17 protein-coding genes are annotated in these 21,727 nt (G+C 59.4%); 7 read left to right on the top strand and 10 right to left on the bottom strand.

The features are described from left to right. Positions 1-67: 67 nt before the first annotated feature. From OK411_RS13270 to OK411_RS13255, 4 genes are all read left to right on the top strand, one after another. The gene (locus OK411_RS13270; RefSeq protein WP_186567145.1) at positions 68-1,495 is read left to right on the top strand and encodes a sigma-54 interaction domain-containing protein; all 1,428 of its coding nucleotides are present in this window, start codon (positions 68-70) and stop codon (positions 1,493-1,495) included. 265 nt (positions 1,496-1,760) lie between these two features. Continuing rightward, complete coding sequence (locus tag OK411_RS13265; protein WP_016774505.1) at positions 1,761-3,152, top strand: GntP family permease; 1,392 nt, start codon at positions 1,761-1,763, stop codon at positions 3,150-3,152. A 7-nt stretch (positions 3,153-3,159) separates the two neighbouring features. Continuing rightward, entirely contained in the window at positions 3,160-3,933 is a 774-nt protein-coding gene (gene hbdH, locus OK411_RS13260; protein ID WP_264365068.1) for a 3-hydroxybutyrate dehydrogenase, read from the top strand. A gap of 58 nt (positions 3,934-3,991) precedes the next feature. Continuing rightward, a complete protein-coding gene (locus tag OK411_RS13255) occupies positions 3,992-5,947 on the top strand; it encodes an acetoacetate--CoA ligase (RefSeq protein WP_264365067.1) in 1,956 nt (651 codons plus the stop codon). 48 nt (positions 5,948-5,995) lie between these two features. Here OK411_RS13255 and OK411_RS13250 read toward each other — a convergent pair whose 3' ends face one another. Then, on the bottom strand, positions 5,996-9,754 hold the full coding sequence (locus tag OK411_RS13250) for a hypothetical protein (RefSeq protein WP_264365066.1): 3,759 nt from the start codon (positions 9,752-9,754) through the stop codon (positions 5,996-5,998). Between the two features lie 134 nt (positions 9,755-9,888). Continuing rightward, on the bottom strand, positions 9,889-10,998 hold the full coding sequence (locus tag OK411_RS13245; protein ID WP_264365065.1) for a PilT/PilU family type 4a pilus ATPase: 1,110 nt from the start codon (positions 10,996-10,998) through the stop codon (positions 9,889-9,891). Between the two features lie 109 nt (positions 10,999-11,107). Here OK411_RS13245 and OK411_RS13240 point away from each other — a divergent pair, with 109 nt between their 5' ends. After that, entirely contained in the window at positions 11,108-13,657 is a 2,550-nt protein-coding gene (locus OK411_RS13240; protein ID WP_125916111.1) for a PAS domain-containing protein, read from the top strand. A 40-nt stretch (positions 13,658-13,697) separates the two neighbouring features. Next, complete coding sequence (locus OK411_RS13235) at positions 13,698-13,973, top strand: peptidylprolyl isomerase (protein WP_007912322.1); 276 nt, start codon at positions 13,698-13,700, stop codon at positions 13,971-13,973. Between the two features lie 116 nt (positions 13,974-14,089). On the opposite strand, the gene OK411_RS13230 is transcribed toward OK411_RS13235, so the two are convergent. The 8 genes from OK411_RS13230 to OK411_RS13195 all read right to left on the bottom strand — a co-directional run bounded on the left by OK411_RS13230 (position 14,090) and on the right by OK411_RS13195 (position 20,764). After that, positions 14,090-15,010 (bottom strand): sugar kinase, encoded by a 921-nt coding sequence (locus tag OK411_RS13230; protein ID WP_264365064.1) that lies wholly within the window; start codon positions 15,008-15,010, stop codon positions 14,090-14,092. Between the two features lie 134 nt (positions 15,011-15,144). Then, positions 15,145-16,359 (bottom strand): amino acid deaminase, encoded by a 1,215-nt coding sequence (locus tag OK411_RS13225; RefSeq protein WP_264365063.1) that lies wholly within the window; start codon positions 16,357-16,359, stop codon positions 15,145-15,147. A 38-nt stretch (positions 16,360-16,397) separates the two neighbouring features. Further along, entirely contained in the window at positions 16,398-17,162 is a 765-nt protein-coding gene (locus tag OK411_RS13220; RefSeq protein WP_122610571.1) for an IclR family transcriptional regulator, read from the bottom strand. Between the two features lie 158 nt (positions 17,163-17,320). Next, on the bottom strand, positions 17,321-17,710 hold the full coding sequence (locus tag OK411_RS13215) for a RidA family protein (protein WP_016774497.1): 390 nt from the start codon (positions 17,708-17,710) through the stop codon (positions 17,321-17,323). A 31-nt stretch (positions 17,711-17,741) separates the two neighbouring features. Further along, positions 17,742-18,533 (bottom strand): amino acid ABC transporter ATP-binding protein, encoded by a 792-nt coding sequence (locus OK411_RS13210; RefSeq protein ID WP_223631534.1) that lies wholly within the window; start codon positions 18,531-18,533, stop codon positions 17,742-17,744. Beyond that, complete coding sequence (locus OK411_RS13205; protein ID WP_016774495.1) at positions 18,530-19,192, bottom strand: amino acid ABC transporter permease; 663 nt, start codon at positions 19,190-19,192, stop codon at positions 18,530-18,532. The genes OK411_RS13210 and OK411_RS13205 overlap by 4 nt, the downstream gene beginning before the upstream one ends. Positions 19,193-19,201: 9 nt before the next feature. Next, a complete protein-coding gene (locus OK411_RS13200) occupies positions 19,202-19,864 on the bottom strand; it encodes an amino acid ABC transporter permease (protein WP_024012746.1) in 663 nt (220 codons plus the stop codon). Positions 19,865-19,915: 51 nt separating this feature from the next. Next, entirely contained in the window at positions 19,916-20,764 is an 849-nt protein-coding gene (locus tag OK411_RS13195; protein WP_016774493.1) for a transporter substrate-binding domain-containing protein, read from the bottom strand. Positions 20,765-21,224: 460 nt separating this feature from the next. Here OK411_RS13195 and OK411_RS13190 point away from each other — a divergent pair, with 460 nt between their 5' ends. Continuing rightward, complete coding sequence (locus OK411_RS13190; protein WP_264365062.1) at positions 21,225-21,656, top strand: thioredoxin family protein; 432 nt, start codon at positions 21,225-21,227, stop codon at positions 21,654-21,656. Positions 21,657-21,727 lie beyond the last annotated feature (71 nt).

Here is a 21,727-nt window from a genome sequence, read left to right as displayed (position 1 = left end):
TCCCTGTGGGAGCGAGCCTGCTCGCGAAGGGACCGGTACCGGCAACAAACAATCAGGATCAGCCTCCATGAACACCACCGAAAGCCTCAAGGACTACCAACGAGTCCGCACCCTGGCGATCCGTTCGCTGTTCGAGATCATCGAGCAATCCAGCGAAGGCACGGTGATTGTTGATCGCGATGCGAATATCGTCTGGATGAACGAACGCTACGCCCGGCGCTTCGGTCTCGATTCAGCGGCAGGCGCTATCGGCAAACCCTGCGAAAGCGTGATCCCCGGCAGCCTGCTGCGCGAGGTGGTACGCACCGGTCGGCCGATTCTGCTGGACATGCAGGACACGCCAAAGGAACCACTGGTGGTGATGCGCCTGCCAATCCACGACGACGCCGGCAGCGTGATCGGCGCCATCGGTTTTGCCCTGTTCGACGAGTTGCGCACGCTGTCGCCGATGCTCAAGCGCTACCTGAGCATGCAGGAAGAACTCGCCTCGACCCGCTCGCTACTGCGTGCGCGGCAGACCAAATACAACTTCGCCCACTTCATCGGTACCAGCGCTGCCAGCCTTGAAGTCAAACGCCGTGCGCGGCGCAGTGCCAGTGCTGATTCGCCGGTTCTGCTGCTGGGGGAAACCGGCACCGGTAAAGAGTTGCTTGCTCAAGCGATCCACAGCGCCTCACCCCGCGCACACAAAGCCTTCGTCAGCATCAACAGCGCGGCAATTCCCGAGGCGCTGCTGGAAGCCGAGTTCTTTGGCACGGCACCCGGCGCCTTTACCGGCGCTGACCGCAAGGGCCGCACCGGTAAATTACAAATCGCTCAGGGTGGCACGCTGTTTCTCGATGAGATCGGCGATATGCCGCTGCCGCTGCAAAGCAAACTGCTGCGCGTGTTGCAGGAAAAGGAGTTCGAGCCGGTCGGCTCCAATGAAGTGATTCAGAGCGATGTGCGGGTAATCGCCGCGACGTCGACGGATTTGCAGGCGGCGATCAAGCGCGGCGAATTTCGCGCCGATTTGTACTACCGCCTCAACGTACTGCCGATCCAGGTGCCGCCGCTGCGTGAACGTCTCGACGATTTGCCGGCGCTGAGCGAGGCGATTCTCGAAGAACTGCGCAGCCAGCATGAACTGCACCGCGATGCGCTGGCGTTGCTCGGCCAGCATGCCTGGCCGGGCAACATCCGTGAGTTGCGCAATGTGCTGGAGCGGGCGGCGTTGCTCAGTGATGATCTGATGCTGACCGAGCAGGATATTCGCGGCGCGATTGGCACGTTTACTCCGGTTGAGCGGACGTCCGAGCCGAGCATGCAAGCCTCCGCTGGGGAGACATTTGCACAGGCGCGGGCGCGGTTTGATCGGCAGTTGATCGAGTCGACCCTGGCGCAATGCGCGGGGAAAGTACCGGAGGCGGCGGTTCGGCTGGGGCTGGGGCGGTCGACGCTGTACAAGAAAATGGCTGCGCTGGGGATTGCAGAGTCTACATATAGAGACATCTGATCTCCATTTTAAGACTAGAGCAAAAGCTTCGCGAGCAGGCTCGCTCCCACAGGGGAATGCATGACCAATGTGGGAGCGAGCCTGCTCGCGAAGGCGACGGCCCATTCAAAGAAAATCTCAATTAAGAGACAAAAACAGCTCCCAGAACGCAACCCTGATCTAATTTCCTTATATTTCAAACAGTTAGAAGATTGGCACAAATCTCGCTAACCCACTCTCCGCACCCGTTCCACCCACAAAAATAACAATCCTGGAGAGACACACCATGAGTGTGATCATTGCCTTGGCAGCCCTGACGCTGCTGATGCTCGCCGCCTACCGTGGCTACAGCGTCATCCTCTTTGCCCCGATCGCCGCCCTCGGCGCGGTCCTGCTCACCGATCCGTCCGCCGTTGCCCCTGCGTTCACCGGGGTGTTCATGGACAAGATGGTCGGTTTCATCAAGCTCTATTTCCCGGTATTCCTGCTCGGCGCGGTGTTCGGCAAGCTCATCGAACTGTCCGGTTTCTCGCGCTCGATCGTCGCCGCTGCGATTCGCTTGCTTGGCACCAAACAAGCGATGCTGGTGATCGTGCTGGTGTGCGCCTTGCTCACTTATGGCGGCGTGTCGTTGTTCGTCGTTGTCTTCGCTGTTTACCCGTTTGCAGCGGAGATGTTCCGCCAGAGCAATATTCCCAAACGTCTGATCCCGGCGACCATTGCCCTCGGTGCATTCTCGTTCACCATGGACGCCCTGCCCGGCACGCCGCAGATCCAAAACATCATCCCCAGCACCTTCTTCAACACCACCGCATGGGCGGCGCCGTGGCTGGGGGTGATCGGCACGATTTTCGTGTTCTGCGCCGGCATGCTGTTTCTGCAGCGCCAACGCAACAAGGCGCAACGTGCCGGCGAAGGCTACGGCACTGAACTTCGCAACGAACCGGAAACCGCCGAAGACCTGAAGCTGCCCAACCCGTGGATTGCCCTGTCGCCATTGCTGGCGGTGGGCATCATGAACCTGTTGTTCACCCAGTGGATTCCGCAGTGGTACGGCAAGACGCACAGCCTCGCACTGCCGGGCATGGCCGCGCCGGTCACTACCGAAATCGCCAAGCTCACGGCGATCTGGGCGGTGCAGGCGGCGTTGCTGGTCGGCATCCTCATGGTGCTGGCGTTCGGCTTCAAGGCGATTAAAAGCAAGCTCGCCGAAGGCAGCAAAAGCGCGGTCAGCGGTGCGTTGCTCGCGGCCATGAACACCGCGTCTGAATACGGCTTTGGTGCGGTAATCGCTTCGCTGCCGGGGTTCCTGGTGCTGGCCGACTGGCTCAAGCAGATTCCCAATCCGTTGGTCAACGAAGCGATTACCGTGACACTGCTCGCCGGCATTACCGGATCGGCGTCGGGCGGCATGAGCATCGCGCTGGCGGCGATGTCCGAGCAGTTCATCAGTGCAGCGCACGCGGCGAATATTCCGCTGGAAGTGCTGCACCGCGTGGCCGCGATGGCCAGCGGCGGCATGGACACCCTGCCGCACAACGGCGCGGTAATCACCTTGCTGGCGGTGACCGGGCTGACCCACCGCGAGGCCTACAAAGACATTTTCTGTATTACGCTGATCAAGACCCTCGCGGTTTTCGTGGTGATCGGCACTTTCTACGCCACTGGCATTGTGTGAGGTATTCATGACCACTCTTTCCGGCAAGACAGCGTTGGTAACCGGCTCCACCAGCGGCATCGGCCTGGGCATCGCGCTGACTCTCGCGAAAGCGGGCGCCAACCTGATTCTCAATGGCTTCGGCGACGCCTCGAAGGTGATCGCCGACGTCGCTCAGTTCGGCGGCAAGGTCGGCCATCATCCCGCCGATGTCAGCGACCCGGCGCAGATTGCCGACATGGTCGCCTACGCCGAGCGCGAGTTTGGCGGCGTCGACATTCTGGTCAACAACGCCGGCATTCAGCACGTTGCGGCCGTAGAAGATTTTCCTGTTGAGCGCTGGGATTCGATCATCGCGATCAACCTGTCATCGGTATTCCACAGCACCCGGTTGAGTCTGCCGGGCATGCGCCGCAAGAACTGGGGGCGCATCATCAATATCGCCTCGGTGCACGGCCAGGTCGGCTCCACCGGCAAAGCCGCGTACGTCGCCGCCAAGCATGGCGTGATCGGTCTGACCAAAGTGGTCGGGCTGGAAACCGCGACCAGCAACGTCACCTGCAATGCGATCTGTCCGGGCTGGGTGTTGACGCCGCTGGTGCAGAAGCAGATCGATGATCGCGCGGCCAAGGGTATTGATCCGCAGCAGGCGCAGCATGATCTGCTGGCGGAAAAACAGCCGTCGCTGGAGTTCGTTACACCGCAGCATCTGGGTGAGCTGGTGTTGTTATTGTGCAGTGAAGCCGGCAGCCAGGTGCGCGGCGCGGCGTGGAATATTGATGGTGGCTGGCTGGCGCAATAAACACCTGGCCATTGTGGGAGCGAGCCAGCTCGCGAATCCGATAAGAAGAGGCAAACCCATGTCCGACATCCTCTTGCAACCCGACGCCCAGCGTATCGCCGGTTCGCGTATGGACGTTTTCCGGCGCGAAATCAATCAGCGGCATTCGCTTAAGCTCGACGACTTCCCTGCCCTGCACCAATGGAGCATCGATCAGCGCCCGGCGTTCTGGCAGGCGATCGTCGATTTCTTCGACATCCGCTTCCACACTCAGCCAGACGCCATCTTGCGTGAAGGTGCGGAAATGCCCAGCGCCGAGTGGTTCCCCGGCGCGACACTGAACTTCGCTGAACACCTGCTGCGCCGCCGCGACGATGCCGTGGCGGTGGTTGCTGTGGCGGAAAACGGCCAGCGCGAACAACTGACCTGGGCCGAACTGGCCGAACACGTCGCCGGTTTTCAGGCGAGCCTGCGCGCAACAGGCGTTGGCCGGGGTGATCGCGTGGCGGCGTGCATGCCCAACACCTGGCAAACCCTGGTGGCGATGTTGGCCACCACCAGCCTCGGCGCGATCTGGTCCTGCTCGTCGCCGGACTTCGGCACCCACGGCGTGATCGATCGCTTTGGCCAGATCGAACCGAAAGTGCTGCTCACCTGTGCCGGTTATCAATACGCCGGAAAAATCCTGGATCAGACCGCCAAGCTCAACGAAATCCTGGCACAACTGCCGTCACTGCAGCAGTTGATCATCGTGCCGTACGCCCGTCCGCAAGCGCGCATCGAGGATTATCAAAGCCACGCTGATGTCTGCTTGTGGCAAGACTTCTATCAATCCGGCGGTGAACCGGATTTCACCCCGGTGCCGTTCAATCATCCGCTCTACGTGCTGTACTCCAGCGGTACCACTGGCGTGCCGAAATGCATCGTCCACAGCACCGGCGGTGTGCTGCTGCAACACGTCAAGGAACATGGTTTGCACTGCGACCTCGGTCCCGGTGACCGCTTGTTCTACTACACGACCTGCGGCTGGATGATGTGGAACTGGCTGGTTTCGGCGCTCGCGGTTGGCAGCGCCGTGGTGCTCTACGACGGCTCGCCGTTTCATCCGGACCATCAGCGCTTGCTCGACCTGATCGACGATGAACGCATCAGTGTGTTTGGCACCAGTCCGAAATTCCTTGCCACGTTGGAAAGCAGCGGCACGAGGCCGCGCGAAAGTCATGACTTGAGCAGTTTGAAAACCCTGCTCTGCACAGGCTCGGCGCTGTCCCCGCAAAGCTACGATTTCGTTTACCGCGACTTCAAAACCGATGTTTGCCTGGCTTCAATGTCCGGTGGTACCGACATCGTCTCGTGCTTCGTCAATGGCAACCCACTGTCAGCGGTACGTCGCGGAGAAATCATGGGCAAGAGCCTGGGCATGGCCGTCGAGGTCTGGAACGACGCTGGCCAACCGGTGATTGGTGAGAAAGGTGAGCTGGTCTGCACACGGCATTTCCCGGCGATGCCGATCGGCTTGTGGAATGATCCCGACGGCTCAAAACTCCGCCAGTCCTACTTCAGCCTGTTCCCCGGCGTCTGGGCACAAGGTGATTACGCCGAACAGTTGCCCCACGGCGCGATGATGATCCATGGCCGCTCGGATGCGGTACTGAACCCGGGCGGCGTGCGTATCGGCACGGCGGAAATCTATCGTCAGGTCGAGAAAATCACCGAGGTACTGGACAGCGTCGCCATCGGTCAGCAGTGGCAGGATGATGTGCGGGTCGTGCTGTTCGTGCGTCTGCGCGATGGTGTCGAACTCGATCAAGGGCTCGAACAGCGAATCCGCGAAGTGATCCGCGCCAATACCACGCCGAGGCATGTCCCGGCGCGGATTGTTGAAGTGACGGACATACCGCGCACCATCAGCGGCAAAGTCGTGGAGCTGGCGGTGCGTGATGTCGTGCATGGAAGGCCGGTAAAAAACACCGATGCACTGGCCAATCCCGAAGCGCTGGAGCAGTTTCGGGATCGACCGGAACTGGCTGATTGAAACCGGCACTGACGCCCTCATCCGACAGGCTGGCGGCAGTGCTTTTCATCAACGAGGTTTGTTCAAGGTAATGACCACCGGCTCGCCAATCGCCCGGCCTGCACTGGCCTTGAGCGCACTGTCAAGAACAGTCATGTTTTGATCGAAAGTGACCTCGTCAGTGATCAGTTGACTCAGCAATGAGGTGACCAGCGTGAGCGAGTCGGCGTTTTCGAAGGCTCTGGACGGCGCATGACAGTCAGCGCCGCTCTGCGACTGCGCCAGGCAACCTGCCCCCAGATTGAGCAATACGGACACATCCAGCTGCTGTCCGCTGTCACTGGCATGCACGGCGTCGGTGGCATAACCGACATCGTCGGTTTGTGCGCTGGCGTGGAACAGCTCATGAATCAGGTCGTCGGCGATCACATCGTGGTTCAGACCCATGCTGACGAAGTGTCGATTGAAGTTTTTCGTGTAGACCTCAACAAACGCTATAGCGCAATCACCGCTCGAACCCGCGTCTTTCCAGCGCTGGTAATTGTTTGCATCGAACGATGCCAGGGTGTCGTTGATCTTGAGGCCGTCGAGAACCATGTTGCTCAAGGAGAACCCGGCGAAATCGAAGCGGATCAAACGCAAGTAGTTCACCAGCCGATCAGTGGACACCTGAGAAGCATCGCCGAACACGATCTTCATCAGCGCGTCGCGATCGCGTTTGAAATCATGACGGTTGAAGATTTCCAATGCGTTGTCGATCTTGGCCCGTGCACGGGGCAGGCTTTGCTCGATGAACTTGCGCGTGTAACTGAGCGGCAACGTGCGCGGCGAAGCAGGCAGTTGCAAGGGGGCTTGATACACAAAACCCTCCAGAGACTTGCCCCACAAGTTGCCGCGTCGATTCAGCGAGTACCATTTGTCACCACTGCGCGCGGCCAGCACGGCGACGGCTTCATGCGTAGCCCCGCGTGGCCGCCAGCTCCCCAACCCGAATTGCGCGTTATCGGCCGCTTCAAGCAGATCATAGGATTGCCGGCGACCGCTGATCCTGTGCAATTGCCCCCTGGCCAGAGTAATCAGGTCATGAGTGTTCTTGTTGAACCGCAGCAGGCCCTTGTGTACCAGTTTACCGCCCGCCTGCAGACCAGAGGGCACACCGTCGAAGGGATTGAAAAGCGAGATGGCCGAAGTAAACGCCAGCCGGGTGAAACGCGCGGCCTTGGCAGTAGTGGAAATGGCCCTGGTGGAAATACTCAGCGCCTTCGAGCTGGCGCCAGCCACTGTTCCCACCAGGCCGATGCCGTCCATCAAACATCCGTAAACCCCGTCCACCATCTTGTTGTGTTCGCCCGAGGCGATGTCCTCGATGCATTTTTTGAACGGCACCAACAGGTCGATGAAGTAAGTCAGCAAGCGTTCGCCCTCTTCCCGGGAGAGCTCGAGCGGCGTCGGTACACGCACGAGCTCTCTGAGCTCGGTTTTATTCAGGAACGGTCTGTTCTCGGCGAGAAACCCGGCGATGCGCACGACGTTCGGGTCGTTGAATTTCTGGTAGAACCCTGGTTGCAACTGCGCAGATTGCGCTGGTGCTTTCAGCGCGCCGAAGTAATCGATGATCGCCATACTGCTGCTGATCGAAGCGTCCTCGGCCGCGGCATGGGTATAGCGCCTGATGTTCAGCGGAACGCTCTGGGTCAGGGTGTTGCTCAGGGGCGTCGTCATGTTGGCACTGGCGCTCATTCTTGAGCGTTGCTGAAGCTTTCTTTCCCGCCTGATGAAAGCACCCAGCGCATCATTCCTGCGGGTTTCTGCACGCGAAGTGAATAATTCATAACAAAGATCAGCGTCTTCATCAGACGTGTACATCACAACGCCGAAGCGTCCCGTGGCGGCATCCCGGCTTTGTTGTGTTTCTTGTTCAAGCCCTAGATTCAAAGGTCCGCCGGCCCGGCGCGTAGTCACATAGGATGCCGATTCGCGCACGGTGAAAAAATGAATGTCGGCATTCATGAACACTTGCAGATCCGCTTCCGGCATGTGTGCCAACGCCAGCTTGACGGCAGACATCATGCCGCCGTTCACCGCTTCGAAATGCACGGCCAACTGACGATCCATTTCCTCGTCACAGGATTCAATTGTCAGCAGTCGCGGATAACGCTGATAAAGACTGAGACCCGCAGGGTTGTAGTTGATCGCAGGTTGCAGCAATCCGTTGACGATCAAACGTACGGTGCGCCTGTCCCACTGACCGGTGATCAGATCGCCCGATTGGTGCAGCTCGACCATGGACATGATTAGCTGTCCGCCTTTCTCGGACAGCGCCTTTTCATCCAGCGTGTCGCAGCCAGGTGCAGCTTTTCTCAATTGGCTTCGGGCAATTTCCGCTCGGTTGGGTAACGGTGTCGAAAATGCGCGGGCTAGCTGGGCGAATTGGTCTGCGTGGTGCTCAAACGCGTCAATCGCCCTTCGTGTACAGGTTTCTTCTGCCTGTTCGAGCTCGGCTCTGGAAATAATCCGGTTGAGCAACGCCCACTCCACGATCGGGTCGATCAGCGCCAGATCGCGCATATGCTTCTGCGCTTCACTGACCGGCTCCAGTTCGCCGTAAGCGATGATCTGTGCATAGGTCAATTCCCGCGAGGCCCCGGTCTTTACCGCCTCGACCAATACAACAGCGCGACAGAACTTGACCCAGGCGATCGATCCAAGTGTGACCTCTGTCGGAATTTTCCTGACCAGAAATTCGGGCGCGTTGCGTGCCAGGAGAAGATGAACCACCAACGGTGCCAATATCGGATCTACCCAGCGCTTGTTCCGCACAAACTCGGTGTACTCCTCGAGTATCTCTGATGGATGACGCTCAACATTGTCTGGCGAGTACAGGTCTCGCCGTTGGACCAGGTGGCGATGGCCGATCGATGGGTCCAGGTCGAGTAATATCGCGGTCATCAACAATTGGCGGAGAATATTTTCGGAAAGCGTTTCCCCGTCATTCACCCCGTACCAATTCAGCTCTTTGATATAACTTCTGGCAAGATCCAGCGAAACTGGATAGGCGACAAATTCAACGAGGCGCTGCGCCGCCGTTTCGTGAGATATATCCGCGCGCCCTGTGACGTTGTACAAGGCTGACAACAGCTTTCGCTTCGGCATCAATTTGGCGGTGGCGCCACGAATATCTGCAAACTGCTCTTCGGATAACGCGTTGTGACTCTGCTCACCGGATTGTAAGTGATCCCAAAAAGCAACTGGCTCCCTGACCTCGGGTGAAAACTTGAACAAGCCGATCAAGTTACTGATCCTGGCCTTGGTGTCAGGCAGATCGATATCATGAAACTTGAACCACTGATCCAGGGTTACATCCAGATCGGGCCATACAAAACCGCCGGCGACTGCGGCAATGTCGGCGATGAGACTCACCGTCGAGCGCGTAGGTTGACTGTATTCAAAATACTGCGCCGCAACCAGATCTACCCAACCTCTAACGGCACGGACTTCCATCTTGCCTTCCGGCGTAATCCGAACCAGGCCGTTATGCTCGCGCGCCTCCTCTCGACCGATTGCACCTATGACCGGCCCGGTTTTCAGCAGTTCACTGAGCAGAAGTCTGCCGGGGTTATATATTTCATGCAGTGAAGAGCCTGGTTGCAACTCTACTTCACGCCCATACCAGTCTATATCGTGATCTTCAGTGTACTCATTCAATGCATCTTCCAGATGCCGAAGAACCATATCGCGCTCGGTAGCATCTGCCGCAGACCGATACTTCCATTCAGCCAGCGCAACTTTCGATGGGCGGAATACTTTATTTTTCTTAACTTCGTTCACAGTAAAACCTCATCAAACCAACTAGCTGACCATTCAGCGTGATGACGTTTTACCCAAACACATACAACCGAACCACGAGTCAATTATTAAGTGTTGTTGCCGTGCAAACACACGATGCAATCGAAGACACCAAGTCAATCCATCAAACCCCACTCGCCGGTGCCTGTATTGTTAACACCTGCCTGGTCGTGCTGAAGTTTGATTCGCAACTTCAAGTTATTCACCGAATCGGCATTCTTCAATGCTTCCTGCTCACTGATTGCACCTTCTGCAAACAGCGCAAACAGTGCCGCGTCAAATGTCTGCATACCGAGTCCGGTCGATTTTTCCATCATCGGTTTGAGTTCCTCGAACTGACCGCGGCGGATTAGATCGGCGATGGTCGGCGTGCCCAGAAGAATCTCGACTGCCGCGCGCCTTTGCCCATCGACAGTGCGGACCAGACGCTGCGAGACACAGGCTTTGAGGTTGTTGCCCAATGTTTGCAAAAGCTGTTCGCGCTTCTCCTCGGGAAACATATTGATGATTCGATCCAGTGCCTGATTGGCATTGGTCGCATGCAGCGTCGACAACACAAGATGGCCGGTATCAGCGAATGACAGTGCATGCTCCATGGTTTCGCGGTCACGGATCTCACCAATCAATACAACATCCGGAGCCTGGCGCAGAGTGTTCTTCAAAGCCGCATGAAAGCTTCGGGTATCTACGCCGACTTCACGCTGATTGATGATCGAGCGCTTGTGCCGATGGATATATTCGATCGGGTCTTCGATCGTCACAATGTGTCCGGCACTGTGACGGTTGCGGTGATCGATGAGTGCCGCCAGCGAAGTCGACTTGCCTGAACTGGTCGCGCCGACAAAAAGAATCAGGCCACGTTTGAGCATCACCGTTTCCAGCAACACCGGCGGCAGCTTCAGGTCTTCGAATCGCGGGATGTCGACCTTGACGTTGCGGATCACGATCGAAACGTCGTTGCGCTGCTTGAAAATGTTCACCCGGAACCGCCCGACGCCCGTTCGGGAGATTGCCAGGTTCATTTCCAGATCCCGGTCGAACTCCCGGCGCTGCTCGGCGTCCATCAGGGAGGTGGCGATAGCCGCGGTTTCGCCGGGTTTGAATGGCTGATCGCTGAGCGCTGTCAGCAAGCCATCAATGCGTGCGCTCGGCGCTGCGCCGGTAGAGAGGAACAGATCCGAGCCGTTTTTTTGCGACAATATTGACAACAGTGCATCGATTTCCATGGCTGAAAGCACCCGCGAAGCATTGAATGAGCAAATTTGGCCGACGCTTGGCGCGGCTCCTGCAACAATGATAGACCCCGTCTCACCGAACCACGCTCAGGATTGAAACATGAATGCTGTATCCACCACCGATGACGCTCAGGCCCTGATTGCCCGCACCGACTGGAGCCGCAGCCCGCTGGGCGCCGCCGGCACCTGGCCGCAGAGCCTGCGCACGGCGGTGGACATCGTGATTCATTCGCCGATGCCGATGCTGCTGCTATGGGGTCCGCAACTCACGCAGATCTACAACAATGGCTTTGCCCTGCTCGCTGGCAGCAAGCATCCCGAAGCGTTCGGGCAGCCGACGCATGAGGTCTGGCCAGAGGTGCGGGATTTTGCCGAGCCGATTTACCAAGCGGTGCTGCAGGGTCAGGTGCGCAGCTTCAGCGAGCAGCGGTTCAGCGTGCAGCGGGACGGCAAAAAAACCGATTTCTGGCTGGATCTGACCTACAGCCCGATTCGCGATGAAACCGCACAGGTGGCCGGGATTCTGATCACTGCCATCGAAACCAACGAGCGCCGACGCATTGCCCTGGAATTGCAGCGTCGTTCCGAAGAAAGCCTCAAGGCCCAGCGTCAGTCCGAGGAGCGTCTGCAACTGGCCCTCGCCGCCACCGACGCCGTCGGCACCTGGGATTGGGACATTGGCGAAGACCGTTTCATCGCCGATGCGCACTTCGCCGAACTGCACGGCGTCGATCCGGCCAGGGCCGGGCAGTTGCCGATCAGCGAATACATGCACGGGGTGCACCCCGAAGACCGCGCCATGGTCGCGCGCGGCATCAAGTACTGCATCACCCATGGCACCGAGTACGCCGAGGAATATCGCCTGTTGCAGGCCGATGGCACGCTGCGCTGGGTGTTCGCGCGCGGGCGTTGCTACAAGGATCATCATGGTCGGCCGATGCGCTTTCTCGGCGCGGCGCTGGACCTGACCGAACGCAAACATACGGAACAGGCGCTGCGTCAGAGCCAGACCGAACTTCAGCTGATCATCAACGCCATGCCGATCCTGATCAGCTATGTCGACGCCGAAGAACGCTTTCGCTTGAACAACGCAGCCTATCTGGACTGGTACGGCCTGACGCCGCAGGAGTTGTATGGGCGCACGATCCGCGAAGTCATCGGCGAAGAGGCGTATTTCCTGCGTGCGCCGTACATCGCCGAAGCACTGGCCGGCCGCTCCTGCTCCTTCAGTTTCTACACGCCGCACCGCGACGGCAGCACCCGTCATGCCCTCATGAATTATCTGCCGCGACATGGCGCGGACGGCGCAGTGAATGGCTTCTACATCTTTGTCATCGACGAAACCGAGCGCAAGAAAACCGAGGAAGCCCTGCGCAATCTCAACGAGACCCTCGAAGAGCGGGTCAGCGCGCGCACCGAGCAACTGGCTCAGGCCAACGAGCGCTTGCAGAACGAGATGTTCGAACGCGAGCGCGCCGAAGACGCCTTGCGCCACGCGCAGAAGATGGAAGCCGTCGGCCAGCTCACCGGCGGCATCGCCCACGACTTCAACAACATGCTCACCGGCATCATCGGCAGCCTCGACTTGATGCAGCGCTACATCGCCAACGGTCGCGCCGATGAGATTGGTCGCTTCACCGAGGCGGCCGTGTCGTCGGCCAACCGTGCGGCCGCGCTGACGCATCGCTTGCTGGCCTTCTCGCGGCGCCAGTCCTTGGATCGCAAGCAACTGCACGTCAACGAACTGGTGCATTCACTGGAAGACCTGATCCGCCGCACCAAGGGCGATGCCATCGAGCTGCAACTGCGCCTGCCGGAGGATTTGTGGCCGGTGAGTACCGACGTCAGCCAGCTGGAAAATGCCCTGCTCAATCTGGTGATCAATGCCCGCGACGCGATGCCCGAAGGCGGCACGTTGCTGATCCAGACCGCGAACGTGTATCTCGACAGCAGCGACACCACCATTCTCGAGCCGGTGAAGGCCGGCGAATACGTGATGCTCGCGGTCAGCGATAACGGCACCGGCATGACGCCGTCAATCCGTTCCAAGGCGTTCGACCCGTTTTTCACCACCAAACCGATCGGCCAAGGCACCGGGCTCGGCCTGTCGATGATTTATGGTTTCGCCCAGCAGTCCGGCGGCCATGTCAGCCTCGACAGTGTGCCGGGGCAAGGTACTTGCGTACGTCTGTACTTGCCGCGTTTGCTTGAGCCGACGCCCGAATCCTCGTCTGTGGAGAAAGCTGAACCGATTGCCGCTTCATCTTCGGGCGAGACCGCGATTGTGGTCGAGGATGATCCGGCAGTGCGCATGCTGGTGCTCGATCTGCTCAAGGAACTGGGCTACACCACCTTCGAAGCGGAAAACGCCACGAACGCCCTGCCCGTGCTCGAGTCCGTGCAACGCGTCGATCTGCTGGTTACTGATGTCGGGCTGCCGGGCATGAACGGTCGGCAGTTGGCGGAGATTGCTCGCCAACATCGTCCGGGGCTTAAAGTGCTGTTCATGACCGGTTACGCGCAGATTGCTGCCGAGCGTCAGGGCTTTCTTGAAGAGGGCATGGACATGGTCGCCAAGCCCTTTGTCCTTGAAGTGCTGGCGAGCAAGATTCGCAAGTTGAGCAACCCGACCCCGCGACTTGAGGCATAATCGCGCGCCCCGCTGTCACCCCGTTATCAGGTATTGCACGATGAAAGCCCAAGCCCGCCACATTCTGGTGAAAACCGCCGAAGAGGCCGAACAACTCAAACAGCGCATTGCCAAGGGCGAAGCGTTCGATGTGCTGGCGAAGAAATTTTCCACCTGCCCGTCCGGCAAACGCGGCGGCGACCTGGGCGAAGTGCGGCCGGGGCAGATGGTCGGCGCGATTGATGCGGTGATTTTCAAGAAGCCGCTGCGCACCGTGCATGGGCCGATCAAAAGCAAGTTTGGTTATCACCTGGTGCAGGTGTTTTATCGGGATTGATCGGCTGGCTGCCGGACTTCTTCGCGAGCAGGCTCGCTCCCACATGTCGACCGCGTTTTCATTGTGGGAGCGAGCCTGCTCGCGAACCGATTGCGCAGCAAGCGGCCATTCTCTGATTACCTGGGGATCAGCGCTCCAGGCACCTGTATCACCCGACTGGCCAATTCATGTCCCGCTTGCGCCGCCTCTGCCGGACTGCCGCCGAGCAAGCGCCTGGCCAGGTACGCCGCACTGAACGAATCCCCCGCCGCCGTGGTGTCGACAACCTTATCGACCTTCTGCGCCGGCACTTCAAACGCCTCCCCCTGACAACGAATCAGGCACGCCTCGGCGCCGCGCTTGAGCACCACTTCCGGCGTGCCGATCTGTGCGTACGTGGCAAACACCTCAGCGCAATCGGCAAACCCGAACAATGCCTGTTCGTCATCCACGGTGAGTAACGCCAGATCCACATATGGCAAGACGCTGCGATATGCCGCGCGCGCCTCTTCCACCGACGCCCACAGGCGCGGGCGGTAGTTGTTGTCGAAAACGATGCGTGCGCCGCGCTGTCTGGCTTCAATCAGGGTCTTGATCAGTCGGGCGCGGCCTTGCATTCCGAGTACAGCGAGGGTGATCCCGCTGAAATACAGCACGTCGTAGTCCGGCAACGCCGCGAGGATCGGCTCGGCCGCAGGGGTGGTGAAGCAATCGCGTACCGCCGCTTCGTTGCGCCAGTACAGGAAACGCCGCTCGCCGTTGGCGTCGGTCTGGATGCAGTACAGACCGGGCAGCCGACCGGGCAGGCGCTGCACCAGATCGAGGCCGATGCCTTCGCTGCGCCAGATCTGGCACATGGCGTCGCTGAAACTGTCATCGCCCAACGCGGTGACGTAGTCGACTTGCGCCTTGTCGCCCAGCGCACGGGACAGGTACACCGCCGTGTTGAGGGTATCGCCACCGAAGCTTTGCTGCAGACTGCCGTCGGCTCGTTGTTGCAGTTCGATCATGCACTCGCCGATCAGGGCGATGCGCGGGGTGTTGCTGAGGATTTTCATCGGGTGGGATCTCGGGTGGTTCAGTGGAGGCTAAGCGGGCGTCTTCGCGAGCAGGCTCGCTCCCACAATGGAACGCATTGATCTTGTGGGAGCGAGCCTGCTCGCGAATAGCCGCCGCAACGCAATCTCAAGCCTTAGAAACAAGTCTCCATGGTCTCGATGACCGCCATCTGCTCATCCACCAGCAACCCAACACGCCATTTGTCAAACGTCAGGCATGGATGCGAAGTACCAAAGGAAATGATGTCGCCGACCCGCAGTTCTACACCCGGCGCCACGGTCATGAACGCATGCTGATCCATCACCGCCGTGACCTTGCACGCGCCGATATCATCCCCCGCCGCCGGCACCACGCCGGCCTTGTAGCGCAACAACGGCACCGGCAAACCGGCATCGAAGGCGACATCGCGCTTGCCCAGGGCGATCACCGCAAAACCCGGTTCCGGCAGCGACTGCACATGAGCCCAGACTTCCAGCGCCGGGCGCAGGCCTTCGTGCAGGTCGCTGCGACGGTCGAGCACGCAGCACTGCGCCTCTTTGTAGATGCCATGGTCGTGCGCTACGTAACTGCCCGGGCGCAACACGCTGAGGAAGCGGCCAGCGGCGTTTTGCGTTTCGAAGGATTCGGCAATCAGGTCATACCAGGCCGAACCCGACGCAGTGATGATCGGTTTGGCGATGGCAAAGGCGCCGCTGTCCTGCAACTGCACCGCCAGGCGCACCAGCGACGCGGCGAACTCGCGAATGCCACTGACCGCATGATCGCCATGAATCACGCCTTCGTAACCTTCGATGCCGGTCAGGGCCAGCGCCGGTTGCGCATCGATGGCCTTGGCCAGTTCGATGACTTCCTGCTCGCTGCGGCACCCGCAACGGCCGCCAATCACGCCGTATTCGATCATCACGTTGAGCTTCACTCCCCGCGAAGCGAAGTAAGCCCCAAGGTCGGCGACGTTGTCCGGGTGATCGACCATGCAATAGAAATCGAACGTCGGATCGGCGAGCAGATCGGCAATCAACGCCATGTTCGGCGTGCCGACCAGTTGATTGGCCATCAACACGCGACGCACGCCGTGGGCATAAGCCGCGCGGGCCTGGGTGGCGCTGGCGAGGGTGATGCCCCAGGCGCCGGCGTCAAGCTGTCGCTTGAACAGTGCCGGGCTCATGCTGGTTTTGCCGTGGGGCGCCAGTTCGGCGCCGCTGCCGCTGACAAATTTCTGCATCCAGCGAATATTGTGCTCCAGCGCCTCGCGGTGCAGCACCAGCGCCGGCAGGCTGACGTCGCGGGTCAATTGCGCACCGATGGCGGCGTCGCCTTTTTCTACGGCAGAGTTGATGGCAGTGGTCATGGTCCAATCCTCACAGGCGCGGCCGCAGGCAGCCGCGGTTATTCGTTGATCCGCCGGGCGAGGCTGTTGGCGCTCTCGATCAGCACCCGGCGATAGTCGTTGTAATTGTTTTTCGCATCGGCGCGTGGGGCGACGATGCACAACGTGCAAATGGCCACGCCTTGCGGGTCTTTGACCGGCGCGGCGAAGCAATGGGTGAAGGTGTCGGCGACGCTGTCGAAGGAGAAGAATCCATCGCTGCCGGCCTGACGAATCTCCGCCAGAAAACGGTCCAGTGGCAGGCGTTCGCCGTCGGGCAGGATGTAGTCGTCTTCGTCGATCAGGTCGATGATCTGTTGATCGCTCAAATGCGCGAGCAATAGACGCCCGGACGCTGTCCATGGGATCGGCGCGTTTTCGCCAATATCGGAGGAAATGCGGAAATGCCGCTCGCCCTCCTTCATCAATGCAACGGTGTATTTGCGCCCGTTGAGCAGACACATCTGCGCAGTTTCGCGGGTCTGGCTGACGATCTCCTGCAGGGCGTGATCGGCCTCGCGACTGAGGTCGAAATGCCGCAGATGCGCCTGACCAAGGAAGTACAACTGGCGGCCAAGGTAGACGTGGCCATCCTTGCCCACCGGCTCGAGAATTCGTCGCTCCAGCAGGGACGCGACCAGTTCGTAGACCGTCGATTTCGGACCGCCGATGCCATTGGCAATGTCGTTGGGGCGCAGGGGCTGGCCGATTTCCTTGAGAAAATCGAGGATATCGAACGCCCGGTCCAGACCGCGTGCCCGGCGCTTGATGGTGTCTTCGGTCATGTCAGTGGTTTCCATTCAAAGTCGCCGGGAGTTTACAGCCAATGATCGTTCCCATGCTCCGCGTGGGAATGCCTTACCGGACGCTCCGCGTCCACTTTTGGGACGCAGAGCGTCCCGGGCTGCATTCCCATGCAGAGCGTGGGAACGATCGGCGTGTATCAGGCCTTTTTCTTGTAGGCAATGCAGTCAATCTCAACCTTGCAATCAACCATCATGCTCGCCTGCACACAGGCGCGCGCCGGGGCGTGTTCGGGTTTGAAATACTCGGCGAAGACCTTGTTGAAACTGCTGAAATCACGTGGATCGTCCAGCCAGACGCCGGCGCGGACCACATCTTCAAGGCCATAACCAGCCTCTTCGAGAATGGCGATCAGGTTCTTCATGGTCTGGTGGGTCTGTTCGACAATGCCACCAACGATGATCTCGCCATCCACCGCCGGAACCTGGCCGGACACATGCAGCCAGCCATCCGCTTCAACTGCGCGGGCGAATGGACGAGGCTGGCCGCCGGCGGCGGTGCTGCCGGTGCCGTAACGCGTAATACTCATGGGTGTTTCTCCTGATTGCAAAAGTACAGATTCAAAACCGCGTGCTCTTGAGAAATTCCGCCAGACGCGGCGATTGCGGGCGTTCGAACAGTTCCTTGGGAGGTCCCTGCTCTTCGATCCGCCCTTGATTCATGAAAACGATCTTGTCCGAAACCTCGAAGGCGAAACGCATTTCGTGGGTCACCAGCAACATGGTCATGCCGTCCTCGGCCAACCCCTTGATCACGTTGAGCACCTCGCCAACCAGTTCCGGGTCGAGGGCCGAGGTGACCTCGTCAAAGAGCATCAGGCTCGGGTTCATCGCAATCGCTCGGGCAATCGCCACGCGCTGTTGCTGGCCGCCGGACAACTGACCGGGAAAGTGATTGCGCCGCTCCAGCAGGCCAACGCGCTCCAGCCATTTTTCCGCGAGCACTACGGCTTCGTCCTTGTGCATTTTCTTCACCTTGAGCAGGCCCAAGGTGACGTTCTGCAACGCGGTCAGGTGCGGGAAGAGGTTGAATTGCTGGAAGGCCATGCCGGTCATCGCACGATGCCGGGCAATGACCTTTTCCGGGTGACGCACGCGCTTACCGTTGACCTCGTCGTAGCCGATGGACTCGCCGTCGAGCAGGATCTGCCCGCCCTGGAATTCTTCGAGCATGTTCACGCAACGCAGCAGCGTGGTTTTGCCCGAACCGCTGGAGCCGATCAGCGTGACGACGTTGCCGCGCTGCATGCTCAGGTCGACACCCTTGAGCACTTGCACCGTGCCGTACTGTTTGTGCAGGCCGCGAATGTCCAGCAATGCCTGATCCTGTGAAGCAACTTGAGCTTGAGTCATGGCAGGGCCACCCGCTTTTCAATGTGCCGGCCGAGTAATTCGATGCCGTAGTTGATGACGAAGAACAGAAAACCGGCGAACAGGTAGAACTCCAGAGTCATGAAGTTCCGGGCGATGATCTGTTGCGTGCTGAGCAGCAATTCGGCGACGCCGATCACCGAGAGCAAGGTCGACGCCTTGACGATTTCGGTGGACGAGTTGACCCAGGTCGGCAAAATCTGCCGCAGCGCCTGAGGTAACAGTACGTAGCCGAGGGATTGGTAGAACGTCAGGCCGATGGCTTTGCCCGCCTCCATCTGCCCGCGCGGCAGGGCTTGCAGCGCACCACGAACGATTTCGGCGACGTGCGAGCCGCAAAACAGCGTCAGGCCCAGGGCTCCGGCCTGAAACGCACTGATCTGCCAACCGAGCGCCGGCGCCATATAAAAGCAGGCCAGCACCAATACAAACACCGGTGTGCCGCGAATCAGATCGACGTACAGCCGAAACGGCGCACGCATCCAGAATCTGCCGTAAGTCAGGACCAGGCCGGCAACCACGCCGAGCATGGTGCCCAACACAATGGCCAGCGCCGAGACCTGCACGCTGGTCAGAAAGCCCTGCCACAACGGCTCGCGCGCGACCCACAATTCATGCAACCAACTGGGAGATTCGTACATCGCAGCCTCCTATCGGCGGATCGCCAGACGCTGCTCGAGGTAACGCAGCAGCATGGCAATGAGGTAACAGGCCGCGACATACAACGCCGTGGTCACCAGCCAGGTTTCGATCACCCGGTAGCTCTCGACGTTGATCTTGCGCGCGTAATAGGTCAGCTCCGGCACCGCAATCGCAGCGGCAAGCGAGGTGTCCTTGAACAGCGAAATGAAGTTGTTCGACAGCGCCGGCAACACGTTGCGCAGCATCACGGGCACGGTGACGTAAGCCTTGACCTGCCATTCACCGAGACCGATTGCCAGCCCGGCTTCGCGCTGGCCTTTGGGAATGCTCAGCAAGCCGCCACGGAAGACTTCGGTCAGGTACGCGCCGGCATACAGCGACAGCGTAATGATGAACGAAGGAATCTTGTCCAGACGAATGCCAAGGCTGGGCAGTGCAAAGTAGATCAACAGAATCAACACCAGGATCGGCGTGTTACGCACTACCGTGACGTACACCGAGGCCAGCACCCGCAACGCGCGATGCTTCGACAGCAAGGCGAATGCCATCAGCAGGCCGATCACGCAGCCGATGGCGATCGAAACCAGCGCCAGCTGCAAGCCCAGACCGAGCCCCGCCAGCAAGGTGTCGAAATCGCGCCACACGGCGGCAAAGTTCAACTGATAGTTCATGGTCAGCAGTACCTTGAGCGGGGCGACGGTCATCGCCCCACTCTCACGGGATCATTTGAATTCGACTGGGAAACCGATGGCTGGAGATGGCAGATCAACACCGAACCATTGTTTGAACGAAGCGGCGTAGGTCGGGAACTCAACTCCGGTCATGGCTTCATGCAGCGCGGTGTTGACGAAGTTCAGCCAGTCCTGATCGCCACGTTTGACGGCGCAAGCGTAAGTCTGCGGGCTCCAGGCGTAGCTCGGGCTGCGGTAGCGGCCAGGGTTCTGCACCATCAGGTATTTGACCGACGACTGATCGGTGGCGGCGGCATCGGCGCGACCGGAGTTCACAGCCTGGTACATCAGGTCAACGCTGTCGTACTGATCGACCTTGGCTTTGGGCAATGCCTGATGCACCAGTTCTTCGGCGTACACGTTCTGCAGCACCGCAACGGTGACGTCATCGCCCGCCGCCTGCAGGTCTTCGATTTCCTTGTACTTGCTGTTGTTCGGCAACAGCAGGCCAACACCTTCGCGGTAGTACGGCAGGGTGAACGCGACTTGCTGTGCGCGGCTGGCGGTAACGGTGATGAACTGACAGCTCATGTCGACCTTGTCGGTGAGCAGATTGGGAATCCGCGCGTCGGACGACTGCACCACGAACTCGACTTTGCTCGGGTCGTTGAACAGCCCTTTGGCCACGATCCTGGCGATGTCGATATCAAAACCCTGCAACTTGCCGTCCGCGCCCTGAAAGTGCCACGGCGCATTGGTGCTGCCGGTGCCCACGATCAACTTGCCACGGGCGAGAACACTGTCGAGCTTGCTGTCGGCAGCCTGGGCCAGGCCCATGACCGAGGAAGAAGCTGCAAGAACAAAAACACACGCTTTGAACAACGAAGGACGGCGATGCATGGCAAGCACTCCAGAATTGTGTTTATTCCGCTATACCGGAACACGGTTTGTTACTACGGAATAGACAGCAGAAAGTGTGCCACAGGAATCAGGAGAAATCTGTAGTCGTACTGAATGCTTTGTTAATCAAGGAGATATGGACTTGCGGACCAATTGATCGGTCCGACCCAATACGCAGAAAGGTCCCTGCGATCACTAGTGAAAGGGGTGATTCGTTCCCAACTTGGGTCAGATGGCGTCGTGATGGTGCGAATCAGGGTTACAGTTGAGCAAGACCCGGTATCAGCGCTTTAGCGCCTGCCTGTAGACATCACCACCCTGCCGTTTCCCGACGGCTATCACCGTCACGACAGCACTTCTCGTGTTGACGCACCCCACCTGTAATTTCTGACAGTAGACCGCGACACCTCTGCTCCTTTAACGTCAAGGAGCCTACCCGCTCGTTGAAAAGGACCCTTCGATGAACGCCACAAACACAACTTCCGCGCTGGACCCGGTTTACCGCAAAGCCCTGAAAACCTGGCGTCCGGTCATTCTCTATTTCGCCAATGAACACTGCCCCGCATGCGAATGGGCCGGGCCGGTCTTTCGGCAGATTGCCGAGCCTTACCGACTGCGCGCCAACATCTATATGCTCAACACCAGCCAATCGCCCAGGCACCCGAACGTCACGGGCACGCCAACAGTGTTGTTCTATAAAAACGGCAGGCTGCTGAAAAAGCTCAAAGGTATCGGCACCGAGGAAACCCTGGCGAGGGATATGGCCCGGCATGTCGGCAGGACAAAGGCTCCCGCAACGCCACGCAAACCTCACCATGATCTGGCATGGCTGAGGCGAACACTCAAGTCGTTGCGTACCGTCACTGGTTCGCGCCACCGGCTTCTGCGCTGAACCCGACCGGGATTGGACAACCCGCTGTCTGCCTGCTTTGCTGTTGAGCGAACACATTGCGCGCCGCCCGC

The sequence above is a fragment of the Pseudomonas sp. RG1 genome, from assembly GCF_025910115.1.
In the GTDB taxonomy this organism is placed as follows: Bacteria; Pseudomonadota; Gammaproteobacteria; order Pseudomonadales; family Pseudomonadaceae; genus Aquipseudomonas; species Aquipseudomonas atacamensis.
This window is presented reverse-complemented; position numbering and strand designations above follow the sequence as displayed.